Raw genomic sequence first — 26472 nt, 5'->3', positions numbered from 1 at the left:
CCTTTTTTCAAAAAAGAGAGAGACGAACGGGATAGGACATCCCGTACGTTGTTTCTCGTTCTAAGGGATGAAACTTGCGCCGCTGCCAATGGACGGCATCAGCCGTTTCATCTTGGAACGAATGGCCGCAGGCCCTTGGCGCTGCAAACCGACTTCGCTTAGAAAGGGTGAACCCCATGAAGGCCTTTGGGCGTTTCTTCAAAGACATCAATCGCAATAAAGCCCTGCTCCTGATGGTGCTTCCGGCTACCGTCTGGTTTCTTTTCTTCTCGTATCTGCCAATGCTGGGCACCGTGATTTCCTTCAAGGAATACCGCGTGCACGGCGGATTTCTCTCCAGCATCATCCACAGCCGCTGGGTCGGCTTCGATAATTTCAAGTTCCTGTTCAGCACAAACGATGCGTACGTCATCACCCGCAATACTTTGCTGTACAACATCGTGTTCATCATTATTGGTCTAGTTCTGGCAGTGGCCTTGGCCATCGTCCTTTCCGAAATCGCAAACAAGCGGCTGGCGAAATGGTACCAGACGGGAATGTTCCTGCCTTACTTCCTGTCCTGGGTCATCGTCGGTTATTTCGCATATAGCTTCCTCAGCTTCGACCGCGGCGTGATGAACAAGATCGTCTCGGCGTTCGGCATGGATCCGCAGCAATGGTATTCCGAGCCGAAGTATTGGCCGTTCATCATCGTCATTGTGTTCCTATGGAAATCGCTCGGCTATAACAGCGTGGTCTATCTGGCCGCAATCATGGGCATCGACAAATCGCTGTACGAGGCGGCGATGATCGACGGCGCGAACAAATGGCAGCAGATCCGCAATGTCACGCTGCCGATGCTGGCGCCTCTCATGACCATTTTGACCTTGCTGGCCATCGGCCGCATTTTCTACGCGGATTTCGGCTTGTTCTACCAAGTTACCCGCGATTCCGGCACTCTCTACAACGTCACGAACGTTATCGATACTTACGTGTACCGCGGCCTGAAAACGACCGGGGAGATCGGCATGAGCACAGCGGCCGGCCTGTACCAATCGTTCGTCGGCTTCGTACTCGTCATTACGTCCAACTGGATCGTCCGTCGCTTCAATAAGGACAACGCGTTATTTTAGGAAGAAAGGAGCATCATCATGGCATCCCTTAGGAAAACCAAGGACTTTCACCGGCTGACGCCGGCCTGGAACGTCATCTTCAACCTTATTGCCGGGCTGTTCGCGCTGGCCTGCGTGTTTCCGTTTCTGCTCGTCATGGTCATCTCGTTCACGGACGAGAAGACGCTTGCGCTGGACGGGTATTCGTTATTTCCGAAAAAATGGAGCACCGACGCCTACAGCTACCTGTTCAAAGCGGGCGACCAGCTATTGCGCTCCTACGGCGTGACGATTCTCGTTACGGTCGTCGGCACGGTAATCAGCTTGATCTTTATCTCGCTCTTTGCGTACGCGATCTCCCGCAAAGGGTTCAAATACCGTAAATTTTTCTCGTTCCTCGCCTTCTTCACGATGCTGTTCAACGGCGGACTCGTGCCGACCTACATCGTGACGACGAAGCTGCTCGGCCTCGGGAATTCCCTGTGGGCGCTTATTCTGCCGCTCGCGGTCAACGCTTTCTACATCATGATCATGCGCACGTTCTTCTCGACCATGATCCCGGACGCCATCATCGAATCCGGCAAAATCGACGGCGCCGGCGAGTTCGGCATTTTCTTCCGGCTTATCGTTCCGCTCGCGCTGCCGGGCCTTGCGACAATCGCGCTGTTCAACGTGCTTGGCTACTGGAACGACTGGTTCAACGCCTTGCTCTATATCGAGAATCCCGACCTGGTGCCGCTGCAATCGATGCTGATGCGGATCGAGAACAGCATGCAGTTCATTCTCGCCAACAGCAACAACGCTTCCTTGGGGACGTCCGTGCTGCAATCGATGCCGCAGGATACGTCGCGGATGGCGATGGTCGTCCTGGCTACCGGGCCGATCGTGCTCGCGTATCCGTTCTTCCAGCGCTATTTCGTGCAAGGCCTGACGGTTGGCGCCGTGAAGGAGTAATGCGCTTAAGCATCGAAGGTTAACGAAGCGAAAAATCAACAGCATTACGAACATTTCACACCGCAAGCGGCCCGCGGCGCGGACAACCGCCGACGGGCCGTTTTTGCTGTGACGCATAAGCAATAAACAACGCGATAAAGTAACGATAAAGGGGAAAACAACCATGGAACAATTTAGATTGCCCAAAATCGATATGCCTGACCTGCCGCTGCCGCAATCCGTGCAAGCGGTGCTGGCGGAGGCGGAGACGCGCCTTGCGCACCGGCCCAAGCTGCTTCAGCTGTTCAAGAACTGTTTCCCGAATACGCTGGAAACAACGACGAAGCTGCTGGACGACGGCACAACGTTTGTCATTACGGGAGATATCCCCGCGATGTGGCTGCGCGATTCCGTGGAGCAGGTTATGCACTATGTTCCGTTTGCCAAGGACGACGCCGACCTCCAGCGGATTATCGGCGGCTTGATCAAGCTGCACATGCGTAACATTGTCATCGACCCGTACGCGAACGCGTTCAACGAAATGGCGAACGACTGGCACTGGAATACCGACGACAAGACGGACATGTCCCCTTGGGTATGGGAGCGCAAGTTCGAGCTCGATTCCATCTGCTTCTCGATGCGCCTTGCGTTCGCGTACTGGAAGGAAACCGGCCGCGCCGACATCTTTGACGCGGACTTCAAGGTTGCGATGCGCGCCGCGGTCGACCTATGGAAGCGGGAGCAGCACCATTTCGAGCGTTCGCCGTACCGCTTCGAGCGCGACAACGGCATCATGACCGACTCGCTTATGAACGATGGCATCGGCATGCCGGTCAACTACACGGGCATGATCTGGTCCGGCTTCCGCCCAAGCGATGACGCCTGCGATTTCCATTACAACATCCCGGACAACATGTTCGCGGTTGTCACGCTCCGCCAGATGCGCGAAATTGCCGAATTCGTCTTCCGCGACCTGTCGTTCGAGAAGGAAATGGCGAAGCTGGAGCGCGAGATCAACCACGGTATTCAGCTGTACGGTATCTACCGGCATCCGGAGTTCGGGCCGATCTATGCGTACGAAACGGACGGCTTCGGCAACTACTGCCTGATGGACGACGCGGGCACGCCGGGCTTGATCTCGATTCCGTACCTCGGCTACGTGGACGGAGACGATCCGATCTACCGGAATACGCGCCGTTTCGCGCTGAGCAAGGAAAACCCGTTCTATTACGAAGGCACGGCCGCGAAAGGCATCGGCAGCCCTCATACGCCTCCGGGTTATATCTGGCATATGGCCTTGTCCATGCAAGGTCTCACGGCCAAGACGGACGAGGAAATGCTCGACATGATCGCCGTTTTGGAAGCGACGGACGCCGACACCGGCTTCATGCATGAAGGCTTCCATTCGGACGATCCCTCCGTATTCACGCGCAAATGGTTCGCTTGGTCCAACAGCTTGTTCTCACAGCTTGTCTATAAAGCGATGAAAGCGGGACTCCTCGATGCTTAATTCGACGATTATTTTCTATGATGGCGCCTTTCCGGGCGCCTCTGCCATTGACGGAGCTGAACTGGAACAGCTGCGGGGCGTCAGCGAGGTATACGGCGCCGATGCGCTGGCGGCAAGGCTGGAAGGGGCGGAAGGCGGCGTATTCGTGTCGCTGCACGCGCCTTATTTCCCGGTTGATGCATGGGAAGCGCTGCTCGGGTTCTTGAAACGCGGAGGCGGATTGATCAGCTTGGGCGGCGCGCCTTTCCGCGTGCCGGTCCGCAAGGAAGCCGGCGAGTGGCTTGCGGAGCCGGAGCAAACCGCGTACCACCGGCAGCTGCGCATTCACGAGATGCTGCCTGTGAAGGCGGAACCCGTCCTGAAGCTGGCCGCTATCGAAGAGATCCCTCTATTCAAGGGCAGAGAGGCGCTGCTTGACGCCAAGGATACGTGGAACCTCGTGCCGCATGTGACCAAATCGAGCGACCTGCCGCTGCAAATGGGTTCGGCGGGTCCGATGGACGCGCATATTTACCCCGTGCTGAAAGGCATCTCCGCCGAAGGGCGGGAAGTTGCCGCACCGGCCGTGCTGTGGGAGAACACGAAAGGCGATTTCGCCGGCGGACGCTGGCTGTTCGTCAACCTGCCGCTTGGCGCGGATTTCTTCGCGCGCGGCGGAGCCGAGGCGCTTGAGGGCTGGGCGGCGTTCTGCGCGGCCGGCGTAACCGAGCTGTGGCTGAAGCCGGGTTATGCTTCCTACGAGCTGCATGAGCGGCCGTTGCTGACGCTCCAGGCGCAGAAGCTGGGCCGCGGACCGGCAGGCAAGACGAAATGGACGTTCGACATTAAAGTCAGCCGCGCGGAAGGATCAGGCGACGTGTCCACCTACCGCCACGAGGCGGAAATCGGCGCCGAGCTGGAGCTGAAGCGCATTCCGCTGCTTGGCGACATCCAAGCGGGTTATTATCTTGTGGATTGCGTCGCCAAGTCCTCGGATGGCGAGACGCGCCTGCTTCGCCAAGGCTTCTGGGGCATGGACGCCGACTTGCTTAATACCGGCGGGCTGCTCGCGCGGGGCCGGGATTATTTCGAGAAGGACGGACGGCCGATGCCTGTCGTCGGCATGACGTACATGACCTCCGACGTTGCGCGCAAGTTCTTGTTCCTGCCGAACGTATCGGTATGGGATCGCGACATGGCGCAAATGCGCAAAGCGGGCATTAACTGGATCCGCACGGGCATCTGGACGGCGTACCGCAATATCATGCAGGTGGACGGGCATGCGTCCGAAGAAGTGCTGCGTTCGATCGACGCGTTCTTCATGACCGCGAAGCGGCACGGCCTGCAGGTGACGTTTACGTTCTTCTCCTTTACGCCGGAGACGTGGGAAGGCACGAACCCGTACCTCGATCCGCGCAGCGTGGAGGCGCAGAAGCGGTTCATCCGCTCCATCGTCAGCCGTCACCGCGAGACGACAAACGTCGACTGGGACCTGATCAACGAACCGTCGATGTTCGATCCGCCGCGCATCTTCTCCGACGGTCCGCGCTCGAGCCGAGACCGGTTCGAAAAGTCGGCTTACGCGGAATGGCTGGCGGAGCGCCACGGTTCAATCGCGAAGCTGCGTGAGCGCTGGGGCATGACCCCGGGCGAGCTGCCGGATTTCGCATCCGCTGTTATACCGGAGCCGGTGGACATCAACTTCGACGTGCAGGACATGCATCAAGGCAAACGAGGTACGCGCTGGCTGGATTACGCGCTGTTCTCCATGGATATGCATAACCGCTGGGCGAAACAGCTCGTCGATGCGATCAAGGAAAGCAATCCTTCGCAGCTCGTGACGGTTGGCCAGGACGAAGCGCTTGGCGCGCAGCGGCCTTCGCCGTTCTTCTACGGAGAAGCAGTGGATTACACGACCGTGCATTCCTGGTGGCTGAACGACCATTTGCTGTGGGACGGAATCTTCGCGAAGACGGCCGACAAGCCAAACGTCGTTCAGGAGACGGGAATCATGTACGTGGAAACGCCGGCCGGATTCGCGAAGCGGTCCGAGGAAGAGCTGCGGGCGATGCTGGAGCGCAAGTACGCGTATGCCTTCGCGGCAGGCGGAGCCGGAGCCGTGCAGTGGATCTGGAACACCAACTTCTATATGGATAACGCGAACGAATCCCATATCGGCGCTCTTCGGGCCGACGGAACCGAGAAGCCGGAGGCGGACGTTTCCTACCGGTTCGGCAGCTTCATGGAGAGGATCCGCGATCTGTTCCGGGACCGCGAGCTGGAGGATGTCGCAGCCGTATTCCCGTACTCCAATGACTTCTCCAACCGCAAGCTGGCATTCGACGCGACGACACGCCTGACGCGCGTGCTCGGCTACGAGCTGAAGACGCCGTTCCGCGGCGTCTCGGAGTACCATCTGGATGCGCTGGAGACGGCGCCGGCCAAGCTGATCATCGTCCCATCCGCGCATAACTTCGCCGATGAAGCGTTCGCGCGGCTGCTGGACATTGTGGACAGGACGGCTGCCACTCTCTTGTTCACGGGTCCGCTTGGGCTCGACGCCTACTGGCGGGAAGCGGATCGGCTCTCGGATACGTTCGGCCAGCGGAAGCCGGCTAACGTCGTTCGGGAAGAACGGCTCGCGATCGGAGACAAGGCGTATCCGGTATCGTACGGTCATCGGAGAATCGCCGAAGTGTTCAAGGAAGCCGGTTACGGCGCAGAAGCGGGAGCGGATCAGGTCATGGAAGCAGCTTACGGACAAGGACGCCTGATCTGGTGTCCGCTGCCGGTGGAGCTGAACGAACGCGCCGAGCCGGTCGCGGCGCTTTACGCGCACGCGCTGGAGGCATCCGGCGCTCGCCGCGAATTGGAGTGGCTGAAGGGCGGCGACCTGGCCGGCGTGTACGGGCGGAGTCTTCGCTTCAAGGACGGCGAGCTCTTCGTATTCGTATCCGAATACGCGCATGACGCGAAGATCGAAGTGAAGTCCGCCGCGACGGGAACAACGTATTCGTTCATGCTGGAACGGGAGCGCGCGGTACTGTTTGCCGTCGACCGGACCGGCCAAGTGACGGATGTTTATCGCCCGGACGAAGTGGAAGTGCTGGCGCTGCCGGCCGAATAAGGCTTGAAATCGAAAGGAGACGATCGCCATGGCGAACGCTGATCATAGACAAACGGCGCATATCATCTCGCACACGCATTGGGACCGCGAATGGTATCTGCCTTACGAGAAACATCACGTGCGGCTTATCGCGCTTATGGATACGCTGCTGGACACGCTGGAGAACGACGAGGAATACCGCAGCTTCTATCTGGACGGCCAGACGATTATCATCGAAGACTACCTGCAAGTACGCCCCGAAGAGCGGGAGCGCCTGGAGAAATGGATCCGCGAAGGCCGCATTCATATCGGTCCGTGGTACGTGCTGCAGGATGCGTTCCTGACAAGCAGCGAAGCGAACGTCCGCAATCTGCAGATCGGGCACCAAGATGCCGCGCAGTACGGCACGATCGCGAAGGTCGGGTATTTCCCCGATACCTTCGGCAACATCGGCCAAGCGCCGCAGCTCATGAAGCAGGCGGGCATCGACAACGCGGTGTTCGGCCGCGGCGTCAAGCCGACGGGCTTCAACAACATGGTATCGGACTCCGCGTACGAGTCGTCCTTCTCGGAGCTTGTATGGGAAGGACCTGATGGCTCGCAGGTGCTTGGCATTCTGTTCGCCAACTGGTACAGCAACGGCAACGAGGTACCCGTGGACGAAGCGGAAGCCAAGGAATACTGGGACCGCAAGCTGGCCGATGCCGGCAAATACGCATCGACGGGACAGCTGCTCTTCATGAACGGCTGCGATCATCAGCCGATCCAGACGGATCTGGCCGAAGCGATTCGCGTTGCTCGCAAGCTATACCCGGATACGGATTTCGTTCATTCGAATTTCCCGGATTATCTGGCATCGCTGAAGTCGTCGCTCGAAGACAAGCAGCTGTCGGTCGTGCGCGGCGAGCTGCGCAGCCAGCGGACGGACGGCTGGTCGACGCTTGTGAATACGGCGTCCGCCCGCGTCTACCTGAAACAGATGAACCAGGTCGGTCAGACGATCCTCGAGAAGGTCGCCGAGCCGCTTGCCGCGTTTGCTCATATGACGGGCAAGACCAAGTACCCTCATCATTTGCTGAAGTACGCTTGGAAAACGCTCATGCAGAACCATCCGCATGACAGCATCTGCGGCTGCAGCGTTGACGAGGTGCACCGCGAGATGGTCACCCGGTTCGATAAAAGCCGCCATGTGGCGGAGACGATCGTCGACGACAGCAAGCATGCGGTTGCCGGTGCTGTAGACACGAGCGTATTTGCGAACTATGGAAAGGATGCGCTGCCGCTTGTCGCGTTTAATACGACGGGATGGACACGCAGCGGCGTTGTGAAAATCGAGCTGGACGTTGCTCGCGTGTATTTCCGCGAAGGCATCGCCCCGAATGACATGATCCGCATGATGAAGGAAGTTTCTCTCGAGGGACGCACGCTTGTTGACGCGGACGGCAACGCCGTCCCGCATACGTTCGAGGATCTGGGCTTGCAGTTCGGCTACGACCTGCCGGATGACAAATTCCGCCAGCCGTATTGGACGCGCCGCGTGAAGCTGACGTTCGAAGCGACTGCCGTGCCGGCGCTTGGCCTCAAGACTTACGCTTGGGTGCTCGGCGCTGCAGGCGGCGTTTCGTTGCCATCGCTGGTGACCGGTTCCCGTACGCTTGCGAACGACAATCTGAGCATCGAGATCGCCGAAGACGGAACCCTGGCGGTAACGGATATTGCCAGCGGACGCACGTACCGCGATCTGCTCATCTATGAGGATGCCGGAGATATCGGCAACGAGTACATGTTCAAGCAGCCGGACGGCGAGCCGGCGCTCACGACTAAAGGTCTTGCGGCCGAAATCCGCGTCATCGAAGACAACGCGTACCGCGCATCGTTCGAGATCGTGCATCATTGGTCGATTCCGGCTTCCGCCGACGAGCTGTTCGAGCAGGAGAAGCAGGAAGCCGTTTATTATCCCGAGCGCAAAGCCGGCCGTTCGACGGACTATGTGCCGTTCACGATCCGCACCGTCGTCAGCCTGGAGCGTTCCGGACGCGGCGTAGGCATCCGTACGACGTTTAATAACCAAGCGAAGGACCATCGCGTGCGCGCCTTGTTCCCGACAGACTTGGCCGCGTCCGTCCATCGGGCAGACGCGATCTTTGAAGTAGCCGTTCGCGATAACGAGCCTGCCGCCGAATGGGAGAACCCGAGCAACGCGCAGCATCAGCAAGCCTTTGCCGATGTCAGCGACGGCACGCAGGGTCTCACGATCGCGAACCTGGGCTTGAATGAATACGAAGTGCTCCGCGACGGCCGCAATACGATTGCCGTTACGCTGCTTCGCTCCGTCTCCGAGCTGGGCGACTGGGGCGTTTTCCCGACGCCGGAAGCGCAATGCCTCGGCGAGCAAACGGTGGAGCTCTTGATTCTTCCGCATGGCGGAGACGGCGCGGCGACGGGCGCTTATGCGGCCGCGTATCAGTTCCAAGCGCCATGGACCCTCGCGCAAACCGGCGTACACGGCGGAACGCTTTCGCCGGAGCACGCGTTCCTTGCGTGGGAAGGCGAAGGCATCGCGTTCTCCTCGGCTAAAATTGCGGAAGCATCGGGCGACCTCATGCTGCGCTGGTTCAACATGCGGCCGGAAGCCGCGAAGCTGCAGGCGCTGCCGAACGTCGGCTCTGCCGCGGCGGCTTACGCGAGCGATGTGCTCGAGCAGGCGGGCGAACGCCTTCAGCCGTCCGGCGAAGGCGCGAACGGCTCGTTCGCGGCGGAGCTTGGGCCGTGCGAGATCTACACGGTAGGCATCAAGACAGCGCAATGAAGCCTCTTGGCTCTTGCGAATTGAATATAAGGGCAGCTGGCTATTCGCCAGCTGCCCTTTTTTTATGAAGAAATTTAGAATATATCCTTCCAAAAGAAATAATTAAGTCCGTTTTTGCGCACCTTTAAACCAAACGGCTTTAATAGATAAAGTATCCGAGATATTGGTTGTAGGATCGCCATTCACCAGTATGAAGTCCGCGCGCGCTCCTTCCGCAATACGGCCGCGATCAATAAGACCGAACCGGCGGGCCGGCTTCGAGGTAGCCGACTGAAGAGCTTCTATCGGAGTGAACCCGGCCTTGACCAGCAATTGCAATTCATGATGGACGCTGGCACCGTGGGCAAGGCCGCCAAGATTCGGAACGGGAACGGGGGCTACATCCGTTCCGACTAGAATATCCACTCCGGCATTGTGAAGATCCATCACGTTTTTAAAGCTATTCTCCAGTTTGCCCTGCGGGAAAGTATTGAAGCTTGAATTCAATATATCAATCCATTCCGGACTTAGCTTGGAACGAACACGGGGATCATTCGCCAATTCCGCTGCCGGGTTCCCAAGAATGGATGAGTTTAGCACCAAGCACGGTGTAACAAACGCGCCAGAATCGGCGATGGATTGCACTAACTCCGGCGTATACTCGGGCCTGTCGATAAACAGGTGGCCCAATCCGTCCACTGCAAGGTCGATGGCGGTTTGCGAGGAATGGGCAGTCAAGACGTGGGCGATGACGATTTTATCGAACTTATGGGCTTCTTCCACGGCTGCTTTCAGAATCTCGTCGCTTAAAACAGGCAGGCCGGGGGCTCCCATGACCGTTCCTTCTTCGATCATGATTTTTATATAGTCGGCGCCATTATCCACCTGAGCATGCACATGTTTAATCGCTTCTTCCACCGTCGTTACTTGCGGCACCTCTTCATGATCGTGGGCGTAAGCGGCCAGCATGGCTTCCCGGTCTTCATCCGATAACTTCTCCAATTCCTTTAACACGAACTCCGGAATCTCGTCTCCATCCGGCAGCAATTCATCCGGATGACCTCCCGGAGCGGTGATTGCCGTGCCTGCAGAGCGGACATCGGCGACGTCATCCGCATTTTTTAATTGAATCGCGCGTCCTCTCCCCGTAAAATCACCGTTCATTTCGAGTTCCGTCGTCACTCCGAAATGTAACGCATCCCTTAATCCACCGATGGATGTATGGACATGCGCATCAATCAAGCCGGGAAGTAAGGTTGCGCCTTCGGCATTGATTATCGTTGCATTCGCTGGAATGTCGCCGCCCACCGCAATAATGTTTTCCCCTTTGATGACAATACTCCTTGATTCGATTACTTTTTCGCCATCGAAAATACGCGCATTTGTAATAGCGGTAACCTTTTCTACAGAAGAGCTTAGGACTGAATTTTTCATTTTGCGTTCCTCCTTGAAGTTGTATCCGGATCAATTCGGAGTATAACTGTTAGATATCTAACTGTCAATAAACTAATATTCGTTTGACAGGAAAGCGGGTTCTCTGTATAGTTTATTTGCTTATAGTTAGCGTTCTAACAATAAGGGAGGAACGGTCATGAAGCCTCGTAAGGAGACGCCTTATCTGGATTTGTTTCAGATTATTGGCCTTAAGTTAAAGAAAAAAGCGGACGAGAGCATAAAAGAGTTAGGCTTAAGCGCTCAACAAGGAAAAATAATCGGCTATATCTACGAGAATCAAGAAACCGAATTAATTCAGAGGGATCTTGCCGACCGGTTTCATCTGCGCGGAGCCAGCATTACAAGCATGCTTCAAGGTCTTGAGCAAAGAGGATTTATCGAGCGGAAAATCCCGGCCAATAACGAAAGGCAAAAAAATATTTATGTTTTACCAAAGGCCGTTGAATTGATTGAAGATTTTAATGAGTCCTTCCAAAAGGTGGAAGACGAAATCGTTCACGTCCTGACCGAAGAGGAGAAGCAAACCTTAAAGGAATTGTTGGTTAAAATTAATGAACGCTTATAATCGATAGAAAGAACGGACAAAAGCAGCATTTCCTTTTACGGAAATGCTGCTTTTTTATTATCAAAACATAAGGCCGACAGGATACAGGAGTTGAAAAAACATCCTGATATTTCCTGTGAATTAGATCTAAAGAACTACTAAATTGATTTTTTTCACGAAATTATTACAAAATGTATAATTTATTTACACAGTTTTTTTCTTTTTGCTATTCAACTTGTAGTTATTTAGTACGATAATATAAAAATAGTCTATGTCGAAATTTGGCAGCATTACGAGAATGAATTCGCTTTTTTCAGAAATTATTCCATATCATCATTCGTGGAAGGGGGGTTAATTACATTTCGATTTAATAATGCAGCCAAATAGACAATTAAATCATAAATAGGAGCGTTTTACAGATGTTGTTGATCAGACGGATGTCCTTTTTCACCAAGATGTTGTCGCTAGCCTTTATTAACATTATTTTAATCGGCACGATTCTAATCTCCTCCAGCTATATGACCCAAAAAGACATTCTAATTGAGCAGCTGCGCGGCCAGATTATCGCCATTACGCAGGAGTGGGCAAAAGAAATCGATCCGGCTGTCGTTGCAGAGGCGATCGAGCAGAAGAGCTACCAAGGCTCGGCGCAAGCTAAGCTTCAGGTTTTATTCGATCAAATTCATAAATACAACCCGAACATTGCTCAAGCCTACATATTCGGCACGGAGCTTGCGGATGGCAATAAAACCTCGCTCGTCGCCATGCCTACAAGTCTCGTAGAAGCGTTCTCGGCCGAGAACATTAATATCGGCGACATGTACGAGCAGCCGTCCGCCATGGCAAGCGCCGTTGCCAAGATGCTGAAGACCGGCAAGCCGACCTTTACAAGCTTCTATTCCGACAGCTTCGGAACATGGACGTCGGTTCTTTACCCGATCGTTGACAGCCAGGGCAACAGCCTTGGATTCTTCGCTGCCGACGTGGATGCCAGCGCGGTTCCAGAGGGGCTGCACAAGCTTCTTGTGAACGGCATTACCATTATGGTTATTTTCATGCTGATCATTTTCCTGATTCAATATGTCGTATCGCGTCGTGCGATGAAGCCGATTAAAGAGCTGGTGCGCGGCATTGAAGAGGTAAGCACAGGCAATCTGAGCGTGGAACTGAAGACCGGTCTTGACGATTTGGGAACGGTTAACAAGAAGTTTAACGGAATGGTTAGCCAGATTAACGATATGATGCTTCAAGTTCAGCACACCTCGCATGCCGTTACGAATTCTGCCAAGAATCTGCATGAAATCTCGGAGCTGAACAGTAAAAATACAAGCTTGATCACGGCAAGCGTTCAGGAAATTTCGGGTGGCATCGGGGAGCAGAAGCAGGCAACCATGGATACCGCAAGAGCGATGACCGAGCTTGCGGCCGTTATTCAGACGATTGCGGAGAACTCTTCGAAGGTCGCTCACGAGGCTTACGACATGGAGCAAAAATCCATCGAGGGCAACTCGGCCGTTAAGCAGGTCATGACGCAGATGGAGCAAATCCAGGCCGTGGTCAGCAAGTCTACGAGTGCCATCAAGCTGCTGGACAGCCGTTCGCAGGAGATCGAAAATATCGTTTCGATGATTATGAGCATCTCCGGCCAGACGAACCTGCTCGCGTTAAACGCCGCGATCGAGGCCGCGCGCGTAGGCGAGCATGGCAAAGGGTTTGCCGTTGTTGCCGGCGAAGTCCGGAAGCTGGCGGAGCAGTCCGATCAGTCCGCGAAGCAAATCTCCGAGCTGGTGAAGGAAATTCAGGACGTCATCCGGATTGCCGTAGAGGCGCTGGAGCGAGGGACTTACGAGGTTAATGACGGCCTTCAGATCACGAACACCACGGAGCAGCTGTTGAACGAGATTCTGCAGGCTACGCAAAACGTAACGATGCAAATTCAAGAGGTGTCGAGTTCGACAGAGGAGCTGTCGGCAGGTACGGAGGAGCTTACGGCAACATCCGAAAGCCTGTCGTCGGCGGTAAGCGTTACGGCCGTAAACAGCGCCAAAATATCCGATTCCGTCGAAGAGCAGAAGGAAAGCATGTCCGCTATCGTGGACTCTTCAACGGAGCTTACCGCTCTGTCGGAAAAACTTCAGAAGCTCCTTAACCAATTCCAGGTTAAAGGTTAAGGCTAACCTGTTCCATCCTCGCATCGGATTCGATGCGGGGACATTTTTACTGCTCGGAAGGAGTAAAGAGAGATATGACGGAGATTAATCATCATCCTAAGGTAACAGAGAATTTGCTGCTATTTATCCCGCTCGATTCATCACGTCACAGCCGCACTTATTCCTACTTAACGGTAGAAGCAGCTTTCGAAGACCGCTTAAACGCAAAGCTGCAGGCTTTGAAGGATGGCAGAGAGCAAATGGCGGCAGCGGTTTTTATGGCGCTGCTGTATCGTTTATCCGGGGAAACCGACATTATGGCGGAGTGGATTACGGGCGGCGGGACGCCGGTACCCCTTCTTCTAAGCTTCGAACGGAAGCAGACTTTCGCTAGTCTGAAAGAGACGATTAACAATCAGGCAGCAGCCGGGGCTGTCGCTTCGCCGGAGCTTCAATTCGATACCCGGTTCTCGTGCGGCCAGCCGATCGGCACGGTGCAGGAGCTACTCAACTGGCAGCTGCTTCATGAAGGCGGCCGCTGGACTCTGCGCGTGGATTACGACAGCTCGGTGCTCGCCGAATTTACAATCCGCAGGTATGCGCAGTATTTCATGGCCTTGCTGGAGGCGGCTCTTTCGGATGAGAACAGCCTGATTGCCGCGGTTGATATTCTGCTGGATACAGACCGGGCCGTCTATGATCGCATGAACGATACGTCTTACCCTTACGATAGGACTAAAACGATTCACGGCATGTTCGAGCAGGCGGCGGCAGCTTACCCGGACCGTATCGCAGTCTCTTCCGTTTACGGTCAGCTGACTTACAAGGAATTAAACGAGAGAGCGAACAGCACGGCAAGAATGCTGCTAAACCGCGGTCTTGGCAAGGGAGATTTCGTCACCATCTTTATGGAGCGAAGCCTGGAGCTGATCGTCAGCCTGCTTGGCATTCTTAAGGCGGGCGGCGTGTACGTTCCGGTTGACCCGGAGCACCCGGAGGACCGCAACCGCTATATTTTATCGGATACCGCATCGGCCTTTATCCTGACCAAATCCGCCTATGAAGCACAAGCGGCCCTGCTCTGCGAAGGCGTGGACACCGTCAAAGAGATCATTGCGTTAGACTCCGGCATGACCGAGGTCTATGAAGGGATCTACAACATCGAGAACGGGGTTGCCCCGGAGGATCTGGCCTATATCATCTACACATCCGGTTCGACGGGAAGGCCGAAAGGCGCGTTGATCGCGCACGAAGGCGTCGTCAACTTAGGCGAGACGGTCCGCGCGGATTGCGGCATTGGCCCGGAGGACGTGCTTACGCAGTTCGCGACCTACAGCTTTGACGCTTCGGTGTGGGATACGATTGGCGCTTTGTTTTACGGGGCGCATCTGTATCTGCTGTCATCGGAGGAGCGGGTATCCGTCGAGGAATTCGCAAGCGCGATCGAGAGAACGGGGACAACCATTATAACGATTCTCCCGACGGTATTCTTCAACCAGCTTTCCGCGTATTTATCGGAAGAAGGTTATCGCAAGCTGTCCGGCGTCAAGCTCATCACCGTTGCGGGCGAGGCGTTATACGGCGAGCAGGTGCGGGCTTTCCAGCGCAAATTCCATGACGCGATCGATATCGTTAACGTGTACGGCCCAACCGAATGCACGGTTTGCACGACAACGTTTACGGTTAGAGGGTTTATTCCGGATGAGGTAACGAGCATTCCGATCGGCAAGCCGATTCATAATTACAAGGTTTATATTGTAAACGAAGAAAATCAGCTGTGCCCGGTTAACGTGCATGGCGAAGTATATATTTCAACGGTAGGTCTCGCGAAAGGGTACTTGAACCAGCCGGAGAAAACGGCCGAAGCCTTTATCGATAATCCGTTTGGCGAAGGAAAGATCTACAAGTCCGGCGATATCGCCAAGCTGCTGCCGGACGGAACGGTCGAATACGTAGGGCGCCGCGACTCCCAGATCAAAATCCGCGGTCACCGCATTGAAATCGGGGAAATCGAGGACAGCTTCTCCAAAATTCCGAACGTGCAGGACGTAGCGGTTATCTGCAAGAAGGATACCGACGGCCAAAATATGCTGGTCGGTTATTTCACGACCCAAGACGGCAGCGAGCTGCCGTCGGCGGTTATCAAGCGGATGCTGGGAGCTAAGCTGCCTTCCTATTTTGTTCCGAAATGGATCGTTCAGCTGGAGGAGATGCCGATCTCGCCAACGGGCAAAATCGACCGTAAAGGTCTGCAGCGCTTTAATCATATGGAGAATGCGGCCGCCGATGAAGGCTTTGCGCCGCCGGCTACGGCTATTGAGCAGGACGTTGCGGCATCCTGGCAGGAGGCACTGCGTCTGGAGCAAGTCGGCCGGTATGATGATTTCTTCTCGATTGGCGGCGATTCGCTGGCGATTATTCATGTGCTTGTCCTGCTGAAGCCGCAATATCCGGAACTGAAAATCAATGATTTCTTCACCTTCCGGACGGTGGAAGCTCTATCCCTGCGGATTGAGCAGCTGCGGGCGGAACAGCCTCAAGGCGAGGATAGCTCAGCGAAGCGGGCAGCCGGACCGATTGTGCCGCTTAATGAGGAGCCTCCGATTCCGGAACGGGGAACGGAATGGACGACGCATGGCGAATACGTTGAGTCTAAAGCTTTCTTGTTAACGGGAGCAACGGGTTATCTTGGCGCTTATCTGCTGCATGAGCTGCTTGAGCAGAGCGATGCGAAGGTCTATTGCCTCGTCCGTCCGGGTATCGACTCCGGTCTGGCCCGCATTCAGGCGCATATGGAATATTTCTTTGGCCAAGCTGGCAAGGAACGCATCGAGGAGCGGGTGATCGCGGTAGAAGGCGATCTGGAGCAAGAGGATCTGGGGATTTCGGCCGAGACGCGGCAGGAGCTTCTGGGTACGCTGGATGCCATTATTCACAGCGCTGCCGATGTAAGGCATTTTGGCGAAGAAGAGCAATTCGCGAAGACGAATATCGCGGGTACGCTTGCCCTGATCCATCTGGCCAAAGCATGCGGGAAGCCGGTGCGTTTCCACCATATTTCCACGCTGGGCATTCCGGAGGATTTGGCGTTAAGCGGGCAATGGGAAGAGGTATTAAACGAGCAGACGTTATGGCCTGATCTGAAGGTAGAGAATCTGTACACGAACAGCAAGATGGAGGCGGAGAAAGCGCTGATGTCCGCGGCCGAGGAAGGGCTGAACGTAAACATCTACCGGGCAGGCAATCTGTCCTCCCATTCGGAGAGCGGCCTGTTCCAGCGGAATATCGACAGCAATTCGTTCTACCGCATGCTGAAGGCGATGCTGCTGCTCGGCAAGGCGCCAAAGGTGCAGTGGGAGGTTGACTTTACTCCAATCGATTATGCGGGTAAATCAATCGTAACGCTTGCGCTGCAGCCGGCTCACTCGGGACGATTGTTCCATATATGCAATCCGGAGACCATTCCGTATGCCAAATGGGTGGATCTTATCCGCAATTACGGTTATGCCGTAGAGCTTCTGGAGCAGGATGCTTATACCAAATGGCTGTTTGATTCATCCATTCCGAAAAACGCGGATGGCGTCAAGCTGGCGATTGCCCAGCTGGAAGGGGACGGCGCGAAGGATTCCGGGTACCGCTACGGATGCGAATACACGTATGAAATTCTGCAGGAGCTTAACGTGACATGCGCCGCGCCGGACAGCCGATTTATAGGGGCTATGCTGGATCATGCCGTGAAAATCGGTTACTTCCCGAAAGTGTTGGTAACGGCTTGATAGGAGGTCATCGAGAGATGACTATCATAATCTCGTACGTTGGAATTGTTCCAATAAAAAGCGGCTGACAGGTTAGAACGTAGAGGTTGCGTTGGATTTACTCCCGTTTTGTCATTGCTGTATGAAATCCACTGTAGCTCTAATTCGTTCATGTTAACCTGATAAAATACTTAAAGGGCAATCCCGTGACGGGATTGCCCTTTGTTTGTTCGGGATGGTTGCCTCCAAGCCCGGGATGTTGTTGCGGCGGTGGTCATTCAAGCCATGCTTTAAGACAACGTATAGCTTAACAACGTTCCGTTTGCGGCCGGAAGCCGGTTCACGGTTGAATCGTTAGTGATGAAGCCTAGGCGGATGGTGCTGCCCGGCGTTAAACCAAGAGAAGAAAGAGGGACTGCGACTTCAATAACCGTATCGTTGCGGACATACTGGGAGGCGCTGAGCGTAGAAGCCAGGCTCCAAGTCCAGCTATTGCCCGTTCCGCTGTAGGCGAAAAGGTTCTGATTCTCCAGCAGGGTATCCACGCCGCTTGTTGCCCAGTTCGCCGGATTATAGCCGGAAGACGCGTTATTATCCGTGTTCAGATAGAACTGGCTTTTGGCGTTCAAGCCGCTGCCTTGAATAAGCAGATACAGGTTGGTGCCGTCGTTTTTCGCTTTCATGGCGGTAATGGTGCCGCCTGCGCTGCCGTTTAGTGCCGGAACCGGTCCCCAGTCGCTTGCGCTGCCGTCGATTGTTATCGTGGTAACGGCCTGAGGTGTCGCGCTGACGGCGGTTGATTTGGCGGATTCATTATTGCTTGTATCCACGGCGCTGATCTGGAACGAATAGGAGGTGCCGTTGGTTAGTCCGGTAGCGGTATAAGTCGTTCCTGTCACGGGGGTGGTATTTAACTTTGTTGTCCCCCGGTAAAGGTTGTAGCCCTGCAGATCGGATTCGGCGTTGGCCGACCAGGTTAACGTGACCTGGCCGCTGCCTGCGGAAGCGGTTAGACCAGCCGGAACGGAAGGCGCTGTCGTATCCGGCGTTGTGCCGCCTCCGCCGGTTCCGCCGCTGCCAAGCGTATAGCTAGGCAGAGCGCCGCTGCTGCCGGGCAGCCGGTTCACCGCCGAGTCGTTGCTGATATAGCCGGCCCGGATGGTGTTTCCGTTTGCGAGGTTAAGCGTACTCAGCGGGATCGACAGCTCAACGACATTGTTGTTGCGCTGAAACTCGGCGGTGCTAAGCGTACGGACTGACGTCCACGACCAGCCTGCGCCGTTGTTGCGGTACACGATATTGTTCTCGATCATGTATTCGGCGCCGCTTTCCGCGCCGGAGGTGTTCCAGCCGGCCGCGTTATAACCGGTCAGCGGGTTGTTGTCCGTATCGAGGAACAGCTGGCCTTTGACATTCAGGTTATTGCCTTGGACAAGCAGGTACAGCTGACTTGCGGTATTGGACGCCTTAAGCACCTGCACATCGGAGGTGCCGGAAGCAAGCGCGGGGATTCCGCTCCAGTCCGAGGCTGCTCCGTCAATTGTTATTGTCGCTTGCGTAGTACCGCTAGGCGTTACGGATACGGCAGAACTCAGCGGAGACTCCTGACCGGCATTGTTCACCGCGGATACCTGGAAGCTGTAGGCCGTGCCGTTTGTTAAACCGGTATTGGTGTAAGAAGTTCCGGTTATCGGAGAGCTGTTTACTTTCGTGCCGTTCCGGTACACGTTATACCCCGAGAGGTTCGCTTCCGTATTGGCGGTCCAGCTTAAGACGGCCTGGCCGTTGCCGGCAGTTGCGGTCAGTCCGGCAGGAGCAGCGGGCGCAACAGGGGCAGCGGGAGTGGCGGATACCGCTGAGCTGAGTGCCGACTGGACGCCGTTTGCATTCACGGCTGCAACCTGGAAGCTATAGCTGGTTCCGTTAGTCAGACCCGTTGCGGTATAGGATGGGCTGGTCACAAGGGTGCTGTTAAGCTTGGTGCCGCCGCGATAGACGTTATAGCCTGCCAGATTGGACTCGGAGTTCGGGCTCCAGCTTAAGAATACCTGGGAGTTGCCCGGTGAGGCCGACAGTCCGGTTGGAGCGCTTGGCACGGCAGGCGAGCCCGGAACGGTAAATTTAACAGACGAGCCGCCAAAGTTGGCTGTCCGGAACCACATCCAGATATCCTGCCCGGCAAGCGAATCCGGGAAAATATAGTCCGCGTCGAACATCAGCTCAACCGAATTGCCGGATTGCTTCGCGATTACCGGCCATCCGTTGTTGCCGACGGTTGTGGACGGGAACTTGAACACGTCGGCCTGCCCGCTTACATGCGGGGCGAGGTACACCTTGTTCATGTTCTCGAAATAGATGCGGGAATCCGGCGTAATGGGCCAGGCCACGCCTTGCCAGCCGGTTGCTCCTTTTTTGTCGTAATCGAAGTAGAGCATTTCCCCTTGCATGTTTATCGCAGATAAGGCATCAATCTTCATCAGGAATTTATCGCCGGCGAACTTGGCGTACACCTTCGTTATGCCTTTGGCGTTGCTGCCCGCCGGATCGCTGTAGATTGGCGTTTCGCTGGCCCAGTCCGAGAACTGCCCGTCGATATTGAAGCCGCCCTGCAGATCGGTCGGATGCATGCCGGCGAGCGAGGAAGAAGGCTGGCCGCTTGCATCCAGCCAGTTTTTCGCGTCTTGGTACATATTGGTGAAATTGGTGGCACCGCTTACGTCGTAACCCATGTAGTGGCTGTTATTCACGATTTCGTTCATCCATTTGTTCGTGCTTGCGGAAGGAATCGTAAAGTTGCAGATGATGATGTTGAAGCCGTCCGGCTGATTCGCCTGGGCGTTCATGTAGTCTTTCCAGAAGCCTCCAAAGTTGTCGCGGCTGCGGTAGGTAGGAGAGGCGGAATTGGTGTTCCAGTTGTCTGCGAATGCCGCGTTCTCGTCATAGAATTTGGAGCCTGACGTGATGTAGGGGTTGTAATACCAGGATTCGGTTAGGAAAATGTTAATCGCATGCCGATAGCGCTCGGCGAATTGGGAGGTGCCTTCGTCCGGGTTGAAATACCAATAGCCCCGGTTCGCCGCGACAATCTTGGTCGGGTCAACGGCTTTGACCGCTTCGACCAGCTCAACCATGCCTTTGGCCGTGAAGCCGAAGTTGCCGCGCGGACCCCAGGAGGTGGTTGGGCCTGCGCCGCCGATCGGATCCGGCGTATCGACGGTATCCAGGAACACGCCGTCGTACCCGGCATCATGCTCCAGCTTGTCGGTCATGAAGGTAATAAGCTTCTTCCACGTCGGATCGCCGCCGTTTATATAGCCGCCTCCGTAGGTTTTGTTCTTGTCGGCAACGCCGTCCCCGGTTTTCCAATACCCTCCGTACATATAGCGGGAGTCGTTCACCCAGGTTCCTTGCTGATCCAGATACCAGGGCATCAGACCGTTATTGCTCCAGCTAAGCAGATTGCCGGTAGAGGAGTAGTCGTTCGCAATCGAGATGCCCGCGTAGCTGTTGTAACCGGAATTATAAGTGCCGTCCGGCGTTGCGCCGCCTTCCACGTTTATGTAATTGCCGGAGCTGTTGTAATTCCAAGGATTAGGACCGTGCAGCGGTCCGCTTGGTCCGCTGTAATCCGCCGGAAGCAGGCCGACGTCCTTGCCGTTCTGAATCGTCATATCGCCGGTAAAGCCGGTAAATACGCTGGAGGTAGCCAGCTCGCCAACCGACATATAGGCCAGCACGATGACATCGTCGGCCGTACCGAGAATGCCGTCAACGCCCCGTTTTACTTCGTTAACCTGATTGGGGGTAAACGTCTCGAAGTAGAATTGGTTCTTTGCGACGTTAATGATGCGGATGGTAGGCTCAAGGATCACAAGATCGTACGTCTTTAACGTATCAAGCTGAGTCTGGGTTGCGGTATTGGTGCCGTACCAGATCATAACCCGGCTGTATTCGCTGAGACCGGGTACTTTGCCGTACAAGGGATCTTTGCCGATGGCGGCGTGTGCGGACGGCGCGAGGCCGGGAGCGCGGAATGTCGGAAACAACAGCAGCAGGACAAGGGATGCGGTGAGCATTCGGCGAGCCAAACGATGGAAGGCTGTAAGCAAAATAGTCACTCCTCTTTTTTTGAACTGTATTCCGTCTGAAAATTCGGACAAATCACCTCCTAAATCCTTGCATAAATTTGGCGCAAAAAATCAAGAGAATTAACAAGGCAAATGAAATGCTCATGCACCAACGAGGCCATTATAATCGAGCATTTACAGGAATACAACAAATAAATTCATAGTTTCCTAAGAGACAGGCTCACTGTTTCAACGATTAGTGCCCTTAAAGGATGAAACGATTAGTTATTAGTCAGATAAAATATTTGCCGCAAACAATATAAATATTTTCCTAAAAATGATTGAAATTTGTGTAAATATTTACTAGAATGAGGGGCAACAAGCGTCTAGCGCTTATACAAACAAAGGAGGCTGCGATTGGCAGAGCAACGTCTAGGGGAGAGTTCGTCGAGAATCGCTTCAAACGGAAGGACAAACCGAAGGGATGGGGAAACGATGGGCAAGACGGGGAAAAAGTTAGCGTTAACGGCATTGGCGGCAATGATGGGGGCTCTTCCGGCTGCCGGGCTGCCTGCGACAGCTGCGGAAGCCGGTTCCGGTGCCTCGCCGCTGTACGGGAATTTCGAGGATTGGAATGGCGGGCACACGAATCAGGAAACGGCTAATAACCGGATGGAATCCATTAAAGCCGTTAATCAGGACGGCAAGCTTTATGTCATGGCGAAGGGAAGTGGGATGAACCGCGCCAAGACGCTGTACATAAATGCCGATAATAATGCGGCAACGGGAGCGAATATAGCCGGGTGGAGGGATTCTGGCGGCATTGATTACAAGATCGAAGGCGATGCGGCATATGCGTACGAGAATGGAAATTGGGTGCAGCGGGGACAGGTTGTGCTGAAGGATAACGACACCGTAGCGGAATACGAGATTGACCTGACGGCGCTTCCGGCTGCCGATCCTGCCGGCAAAATCAAGGTGGGCCTGTTGTCGGAAGGCTCGATGCTGCCGGAGCTTGGCGAGTTAATGGTCCCTGTGCAGCCTTCCTCCTCCGGCGGCGCGGCGCAAGCGGCTCCTCCGCCTCCAACCAATCTGGCCATTGACGGGGATGGTGCCGAATGGGCTGACGTACCTGAGCTGCTCCGCAGCACGGACGGGAAAACGACGGTGAAATACGCGGTATCGTCGGATGCCCTGCACATGCTGATCGAGGGACGCATCGACAACGGCGAATTCCCGGATTTGTGGGAGCATCTGCTGATCGACGTTGACCGAAAGCCTTCGACCGGCAATGCGATGTGGGCATGGGCGGGCACGCTGGGCTCGGAATATCTCGTCCAATCCGGTTTTCTCTATGAGGCAAACGGAAGCGGCGGCTGGCAGGAGGCGGCGACCGGACTGAGCTATGCCCGTTCCGGAACGGGTGATGCCAAGACGATTGAATGGACGCTGCCTCTTGCCGACCTGCATGCCGGCGACGCAAAGTCGGTTCATGTTGCTTTTCTAAGCAATAATTACGCCATGCCGGATCCGGCCGGTGATCCCGCGGAGATTAGCCTCATGGCGAAGCCGCAATTAACGGTGGACGGCGATCCCTCGGATTGGGCGGGTATTCAGCCGCTGACGGTTACGGCGGACGGGCTGACAACCGTGAAAACATACGTGACGGACGACAAGTTATTTGCACTCATTGATGGCCGAATCGATAATGCCGAGTTCCCTAATCTGTGGGAGCATCTGTTCCTGGATACGGACAAAAATCCTTCCACCGGTACCTCCAGCTGGGCGTGGGCGGGCAAGCTCGGCGCCGAATACCTGGTTCAGACGGCCATTCTGTACGCCTCGAACGGAAGCAGCGGCTGGGATCAGACGCCTGCGGTATTCCCTTATGTCAGTGCGGGAACGGGCGATCATAAAGTGATTGAATGGTCCGTGCCGCTTAGCGAGCTTGGGATTACCGATGAGCAGTCCATTCATGCCGGATTCCTGAGCAACAGCTATGCCGCGCCAGATGCAAGCGGCGATCCGGCTGTCATCCAGCTCCGCAGCAGCGGTTCTTCGATAACGGTAGACGGGGACGACAGCGATTGGAGCGGGGTGGAGCTTGGCGCCGCCGCTGGCGGTTCCTCCTATGTGCTGGACGCAGTGCAGGACGAGCGCAAGCTGTACGTCCGGGTGAAGGGCAAGAACCTCGATCTGCGTAACGTCTATTATCTGAATACGGATGGCGATTCCGCTACGGGAGCGTCAACCGGCTTATGGACGGAGGGAGGCTTCGATTACAAAATCGACCGGGGGACGTTGTACGAATACAACCAACAGAATGGCTCCTGGGAGGAGAAGGGTCCGGTTTATCTGGCTGTAACGGACGATGCGATTGAAATCAACGTATACCTGGATCAGCTGGGTCTTGATGAACCGGCTCCAATCAAGCTTGGCTATGCTAACCGCGGCATGCTGCAGCTGCCGATGGGCGGCAGCGCGCCGCTGACCGTGGACAATACGGTGCGGACGCAGGAGACGGCAGGCGTATTTTACCCGCGCCAAAGCTTTGAGCTGCTGAACAATCCTTTTATGGGATGGGTGGCTTGGGCGAAGGATTCTTCCAAAGCGGACGGCACTCCGTATCCGCAGCAGCACAGTCTGGTGTATGCGGGGATTTCGTGGCGGGAGCTGGAGCCGGTAAAAGGGCAGTTCGACTGGGCGGGCATCGAGCAGAAATATCAGTTCGCTTATTGGGCTTCGCAGGGCAAACGGATCAATCTGCGGATTGTAATGGATACGCCTACGGCCGACCCGTCTCATAAGGATATTCCGGATTGGCTGTACGATGAGCTTGCCGCGGAAGGGAATGCCGGCACCTGGTACGATACGCAGGAGGTTGGCTCCGGCTTTAGCCCGAATTACAACAGCGAGACGCTGCTGGCCGAGCATGAGCGGATGATTGCAAAGGTAGCCGAGCGGTATGACAATGATCCGCGGATTGCTTTCGTGCAATTAGGAAGCCTGGGTCACTGGGGAGAGTGGCATACGTGGCCAAGCGGCTCCGGCGTGTTTCCGAAGCTGAGTATTTCCGATCAATACGTTCAGCACTACCTGGACGCGTTCAAGCATAAGCAGATTGGCATGAGAAAGCCGTTCCCGATCGCAAGCGAGCAGCGGACCGGATTGTTTAACGACGTGTTCGGCATCAAATCCAGCACGGACGAGTGGGTCGGCTGGACGCAAAACGGCTGGTCGGGCATCGGAGAATTCGTGGATAATCCGGCGGATGCGGCATCTGCGCAAGCGGCTTCGGCAATGCCGGACTTTTGGAAGTATGCGTACTCCGGCGGAGAGTTTGCCAACGGCAACCCGGAAAGCTGGCTGACCGATGATGCCGTAATGGAATCTTTGCGCCAGATGCGGGTCAGCCATACCTCGTGGCTTGGTCCGTCTTCCCCGGCGCGCACGGCTTACGGAACCGACATTCAGTCGAACATCGAGACGATGCAGAAAATGATGGGCTACCGCTATGTTATCGAGGCGGTTAAGCATTCGGACTCCGCGGCGCACGGAACATCGATTTCCTTCGAGACGGTTCTAAATAATAAAGGGGTTGCTCCGTTCTATCAGGATTGGAAGCTGGAATACAGCCTTGCCGACGCCAACGGAACAATCGTGTACAAAGAGCGGCAGAATACCGATCTGCGTACGCTTCTGCCGGGCCGGCATGTGCTGGAACAGCAGTTGAATTTGCCAAGTACGCTTGCGGCAGGCAGCTACAAGCTGCTTATTGCCGTCATCGATCCGGCTACGGATTCTCCGGGCATGGAGCTGGCAATTGACGGGAAACGTCCGGACGGAAGATACGGGGTTGGCAGTCTGACGGTAACCGGCTCGTCCGGCAGTGCGGGCAGCGGGAACGGCTCGGCGCCGGCGGCGGATGACGGCAAGGTTCAGCGCCTGAACAATCCGGTTCTCACGGACGGTAAGCTAGCTGTTACGCTGCTTACAGGCAAAGAGAAACTCGAGGTGCCTCTTCAGGCGTCGGCTCTCGTGGATAATCCGTCCATTGTTGTTTCGGACGGGAAAGTAAGCTGGGAACTGCCGGGTTCCCTGCTGGCCAAGGCGAAGGAGCAGGCTGGAAGCGGCGCGGCTTGGCTGACGATTACGGTTAAGCCCGGCTTGGATCTGGCTTCCTATGCAGCGAAGGATAACGCTGCGGCACAAGGGATCGGGCAGGCGGTTTCCTTTGGGCTTGCGGTAACTACGGCTACGGGGGAGAAGACGATTGATTTTGCGGCTACGCCCGTCAAAGTGTCCTTGAAGCCCGATTCGACGGATGTAAATGCCGTTAATCTTTACGGTATTCAGAATGAACGGTTAAAAGCGGCCTCTGCGAGCTTCCGTAGCGGAGTATTAACGGCGCAAATAACAGCCCCGGGGACCTATCAATGGCTGAATTACGAGAAGGTCTTCCGTGATGTCGCGGCAGGACATTGGGCGGCGGACGCCATCGAAGCGCTGGCGGCCAAGCAAGTGATGCAGGGAGTAGACCGCGATAGGTTTGCGCCTAACCGTTCCGTTACCCGGGTAGAGCTTGCCGCCATGCTTGCAAGAATACTGGGGCTTGGGACGGTGCCGGACGGCGGAACGCAAACGCCGTTCCGGGATGTTCCGGCACAGGCTTGGTATACGGAGGAGTTGAAGGAAGTTTTGGCAGCGGGATTAATGAATGGTTACGGCGATACGTTCCGGCCGAATGCGGAAATCACCCGTGAGGAGCTGGCTGTTCTGGCGATTCGGGCTGCCGCTAAGATTTCCGGGGAAGCAGCTGCGGTAACGTCACCTAATCATGAAGACGCAAGCTATCGGGATGCGGAACAGATTAGCGATTGGGCCTCAGATAGCGTAATAAAGGCGAAGCAGCTTGGTCTATTGATCGGCGATGAGGACGGCCGGTTCCGTCCTCGGGAAGGCGTGTCGCGCGCTGAAGCGGCAGTCATTACGCTTCGTTTGATGGAAATGCTGTTGAAATAAGAGTGTGCACGAGAGACTGCCCGGAAATGCTGGGCAGTCTCTTTTTGCCCCAAGAATGTTTGGTAGAAAATT

The 26472-nt window shown here is 55.5% G+C and carries 11 protein-coding genes; 9 read left to right on the top strand and 2 right to left on the bottom strand.

The genetic code is table 11. The annotated features are described in order from the left end of the window. Window positions 1-176: 176 nt before the first annotated feature. The 5 genes from ACR9FF_RS27115 to ACR9FF_RS27095 all read left to right on the top strand — a co-directional run bounded on the left by ACR9FF_RS27115 (window position 177) and on the right by ACR9FF_RS27095 (window position 9428). The gene (locus tag ACR9FF_RS27115) at window positions 177-1112 is read left to right on the top strand and encodes an ABC transporter permease (protein ID WP_127492504.1); all 936 of its coding nucleotides are present in this window, start codon (window positions 177-179) and stop codon (window positions 1110-1112) included. Between the two features lie 18 nt (window positions 1113-1130). After that, on the top strand, window positions 1131-2045 hold the full coding sequence (locus ACR9FF_RS27110; RefSeq protein ID WP_015847125.1) for a carbohydrate ABC transporter permease: 915 nt from the start codon (window positions 1131-1133) through the stop codon (window positions 2043-2045). 163 nt (window positions 2046-2208) lie between these two features. Next, window positions 2209-3534 carry a glycoside hydrolase family 125 protein gene (locus tag ACR9FF_RS27105; protein ID WP_127492506.1) on the top strand — a complete coding sequence of 442 codons (1326 nt, stop codon included), beginning with the start codon at window positions 2209-2211 and terminating at the stop codon, window positions 3532-3534. Then, on the top strand, window positions 3527-6640 hold the full coding sequence (locus tag ACR9FF_RS27100; RefSeq protein WP_435166834.1) for a beta-galactosidase: 3114 nt from the start codon (window positions 3527-3529) through the stop codon (window positions 6638-6640). Before ACR9FF_RS27105 ends, ACR9FF_RS27100 begins: the two co-directional genes overlap by 8 nt. A gap of 28 nt (window positions 6641-6668) precedes the next feature. Continuing rightward, window positions 6669-9428: an alpha-mannosidase gene (locus tag ACR9FF_RS27095; protein ID WP_435166831.1), complete on the top strand. Its 2760-nt coding sequence runs from the start codon at window positions 6669-6671 to the stop codon at window positions 9426-9428. A gap of 102 nt (window positions 9429-9530) precedes the next feature. Here the strand turns inward: ACR9FF_RS27095 and ACR9FF_RS27090 are convergent, their stop codons facing one another. Beyond that, on the bottom strand, window positions 9531-10841 hold the full coding sequence (locus tag ACR9FF_RS27090; RefSeq protein ID WP_435166828.1) for an amidohydrolase family protein: 1311 nt from the start codon (window positions 10839-10841) through the stop codon (window positions 9531-9533). Between the two features lie 157 nt (window positions 10842-10998). Between ACR9FF_RS27090 and ACR9FF_RS27085 the strand changes: the two genes are divergently transcribed. The 3 genes from ACR9FF_RS27085 to ACR9FF_RS27075 all read left to right on the top strand — a co-directional run bounded on the left by ACR9FF_RS27085 (window position 10999) and on the right by ACR9FF_RS27075 (window position 17332). Continuing rightward, complete coding sequence (locus tag ACR9FF_RS27085) at window positions 10999-11427, top strand: MarR family winged helix-turn-helix transcriptional regulator (RefSeq protein ID WP_127492515.1); 429 nt, start codon at window positions 10999-11001, stop codon at window positions 11425-11427. Between the two features lie 398 nt (window positions 11428-11825). Further along, on the top strand, window positions 11826-13577 hold the full coding sequence (locus tag ACR9FF_RS27080) for a methyl-accepting chemotaxis protein (protein WP_435166825.1): 1752 nt from the start codon (window positions 11826-11828) through the stop codon (window positions 13575-13577). A 74-nt stretch (window positions 13578-13651) separates the two neighbouring features. Further along, window positions 13652-17332 carry an amino acid adenylation domain-containing protein gene (locus ACR9FF_RS27075; RefSeq protein ID WP_435166822.1) on the top strand — a complete coding sequence of 1227 codons (3681 nt, stop codon included), beginning with the start codon at window positions 13652-13654 and terminating at the stop codon, window positions 17330-17332. 269 nt (window positions 17333-17601) lie between these two features. Here ACR9FF_RS27075 and ACR9FF_RS27070 read toward each other — a convergent pair whose 3' ends face one another. Continuing rightward, on the bottom strand, window positions 17602-21420 hold the full coding sequence (locus ACR9FF_RS27070) for a fibronectin type III domain-containing protein (RefSeq protein ID WP_435166819.1): 3819 nt from the start codon (window positions 21418-21420) through the stop codon (window positions 17602-17604). Window positions 21421-21795: 375 nt separating this feature from the next. On the opposite strand from ACR9FF_RS27070, the gene ACR9FF_RS27065 reads away from it, so the two are divergent. Further along, window positions 21796-26400 carry an S-layer homology domain-containing protein gene (locus ACR9FF_RS27065; protein WP_435166817.1) on the top strand — a complete coding sequence of 1535 codons (4605 nt, stop codon included), beginning with the start codon at window positions 21796-21798 and terminating at the stop codon, window positions 26398-26400. Window positions 26401-26472 lie beyond the last annotated feature (72 nt).

Origin of the sequence: Paenibacillus glycanilyticus (assembly GCF_051200795.1) — a bacterium.
In the GTDB taxonomy this organism is placed as follows: Bacteria; Bacillota; Bacilli; order Paenibacillales; family Paenibacillaceae; genus Pristimantibacillus; species Pristimantibacillus glycanilyticus.
This window is presented reverse-complemented; position numbering and strand designations above follow the sequence as displayed.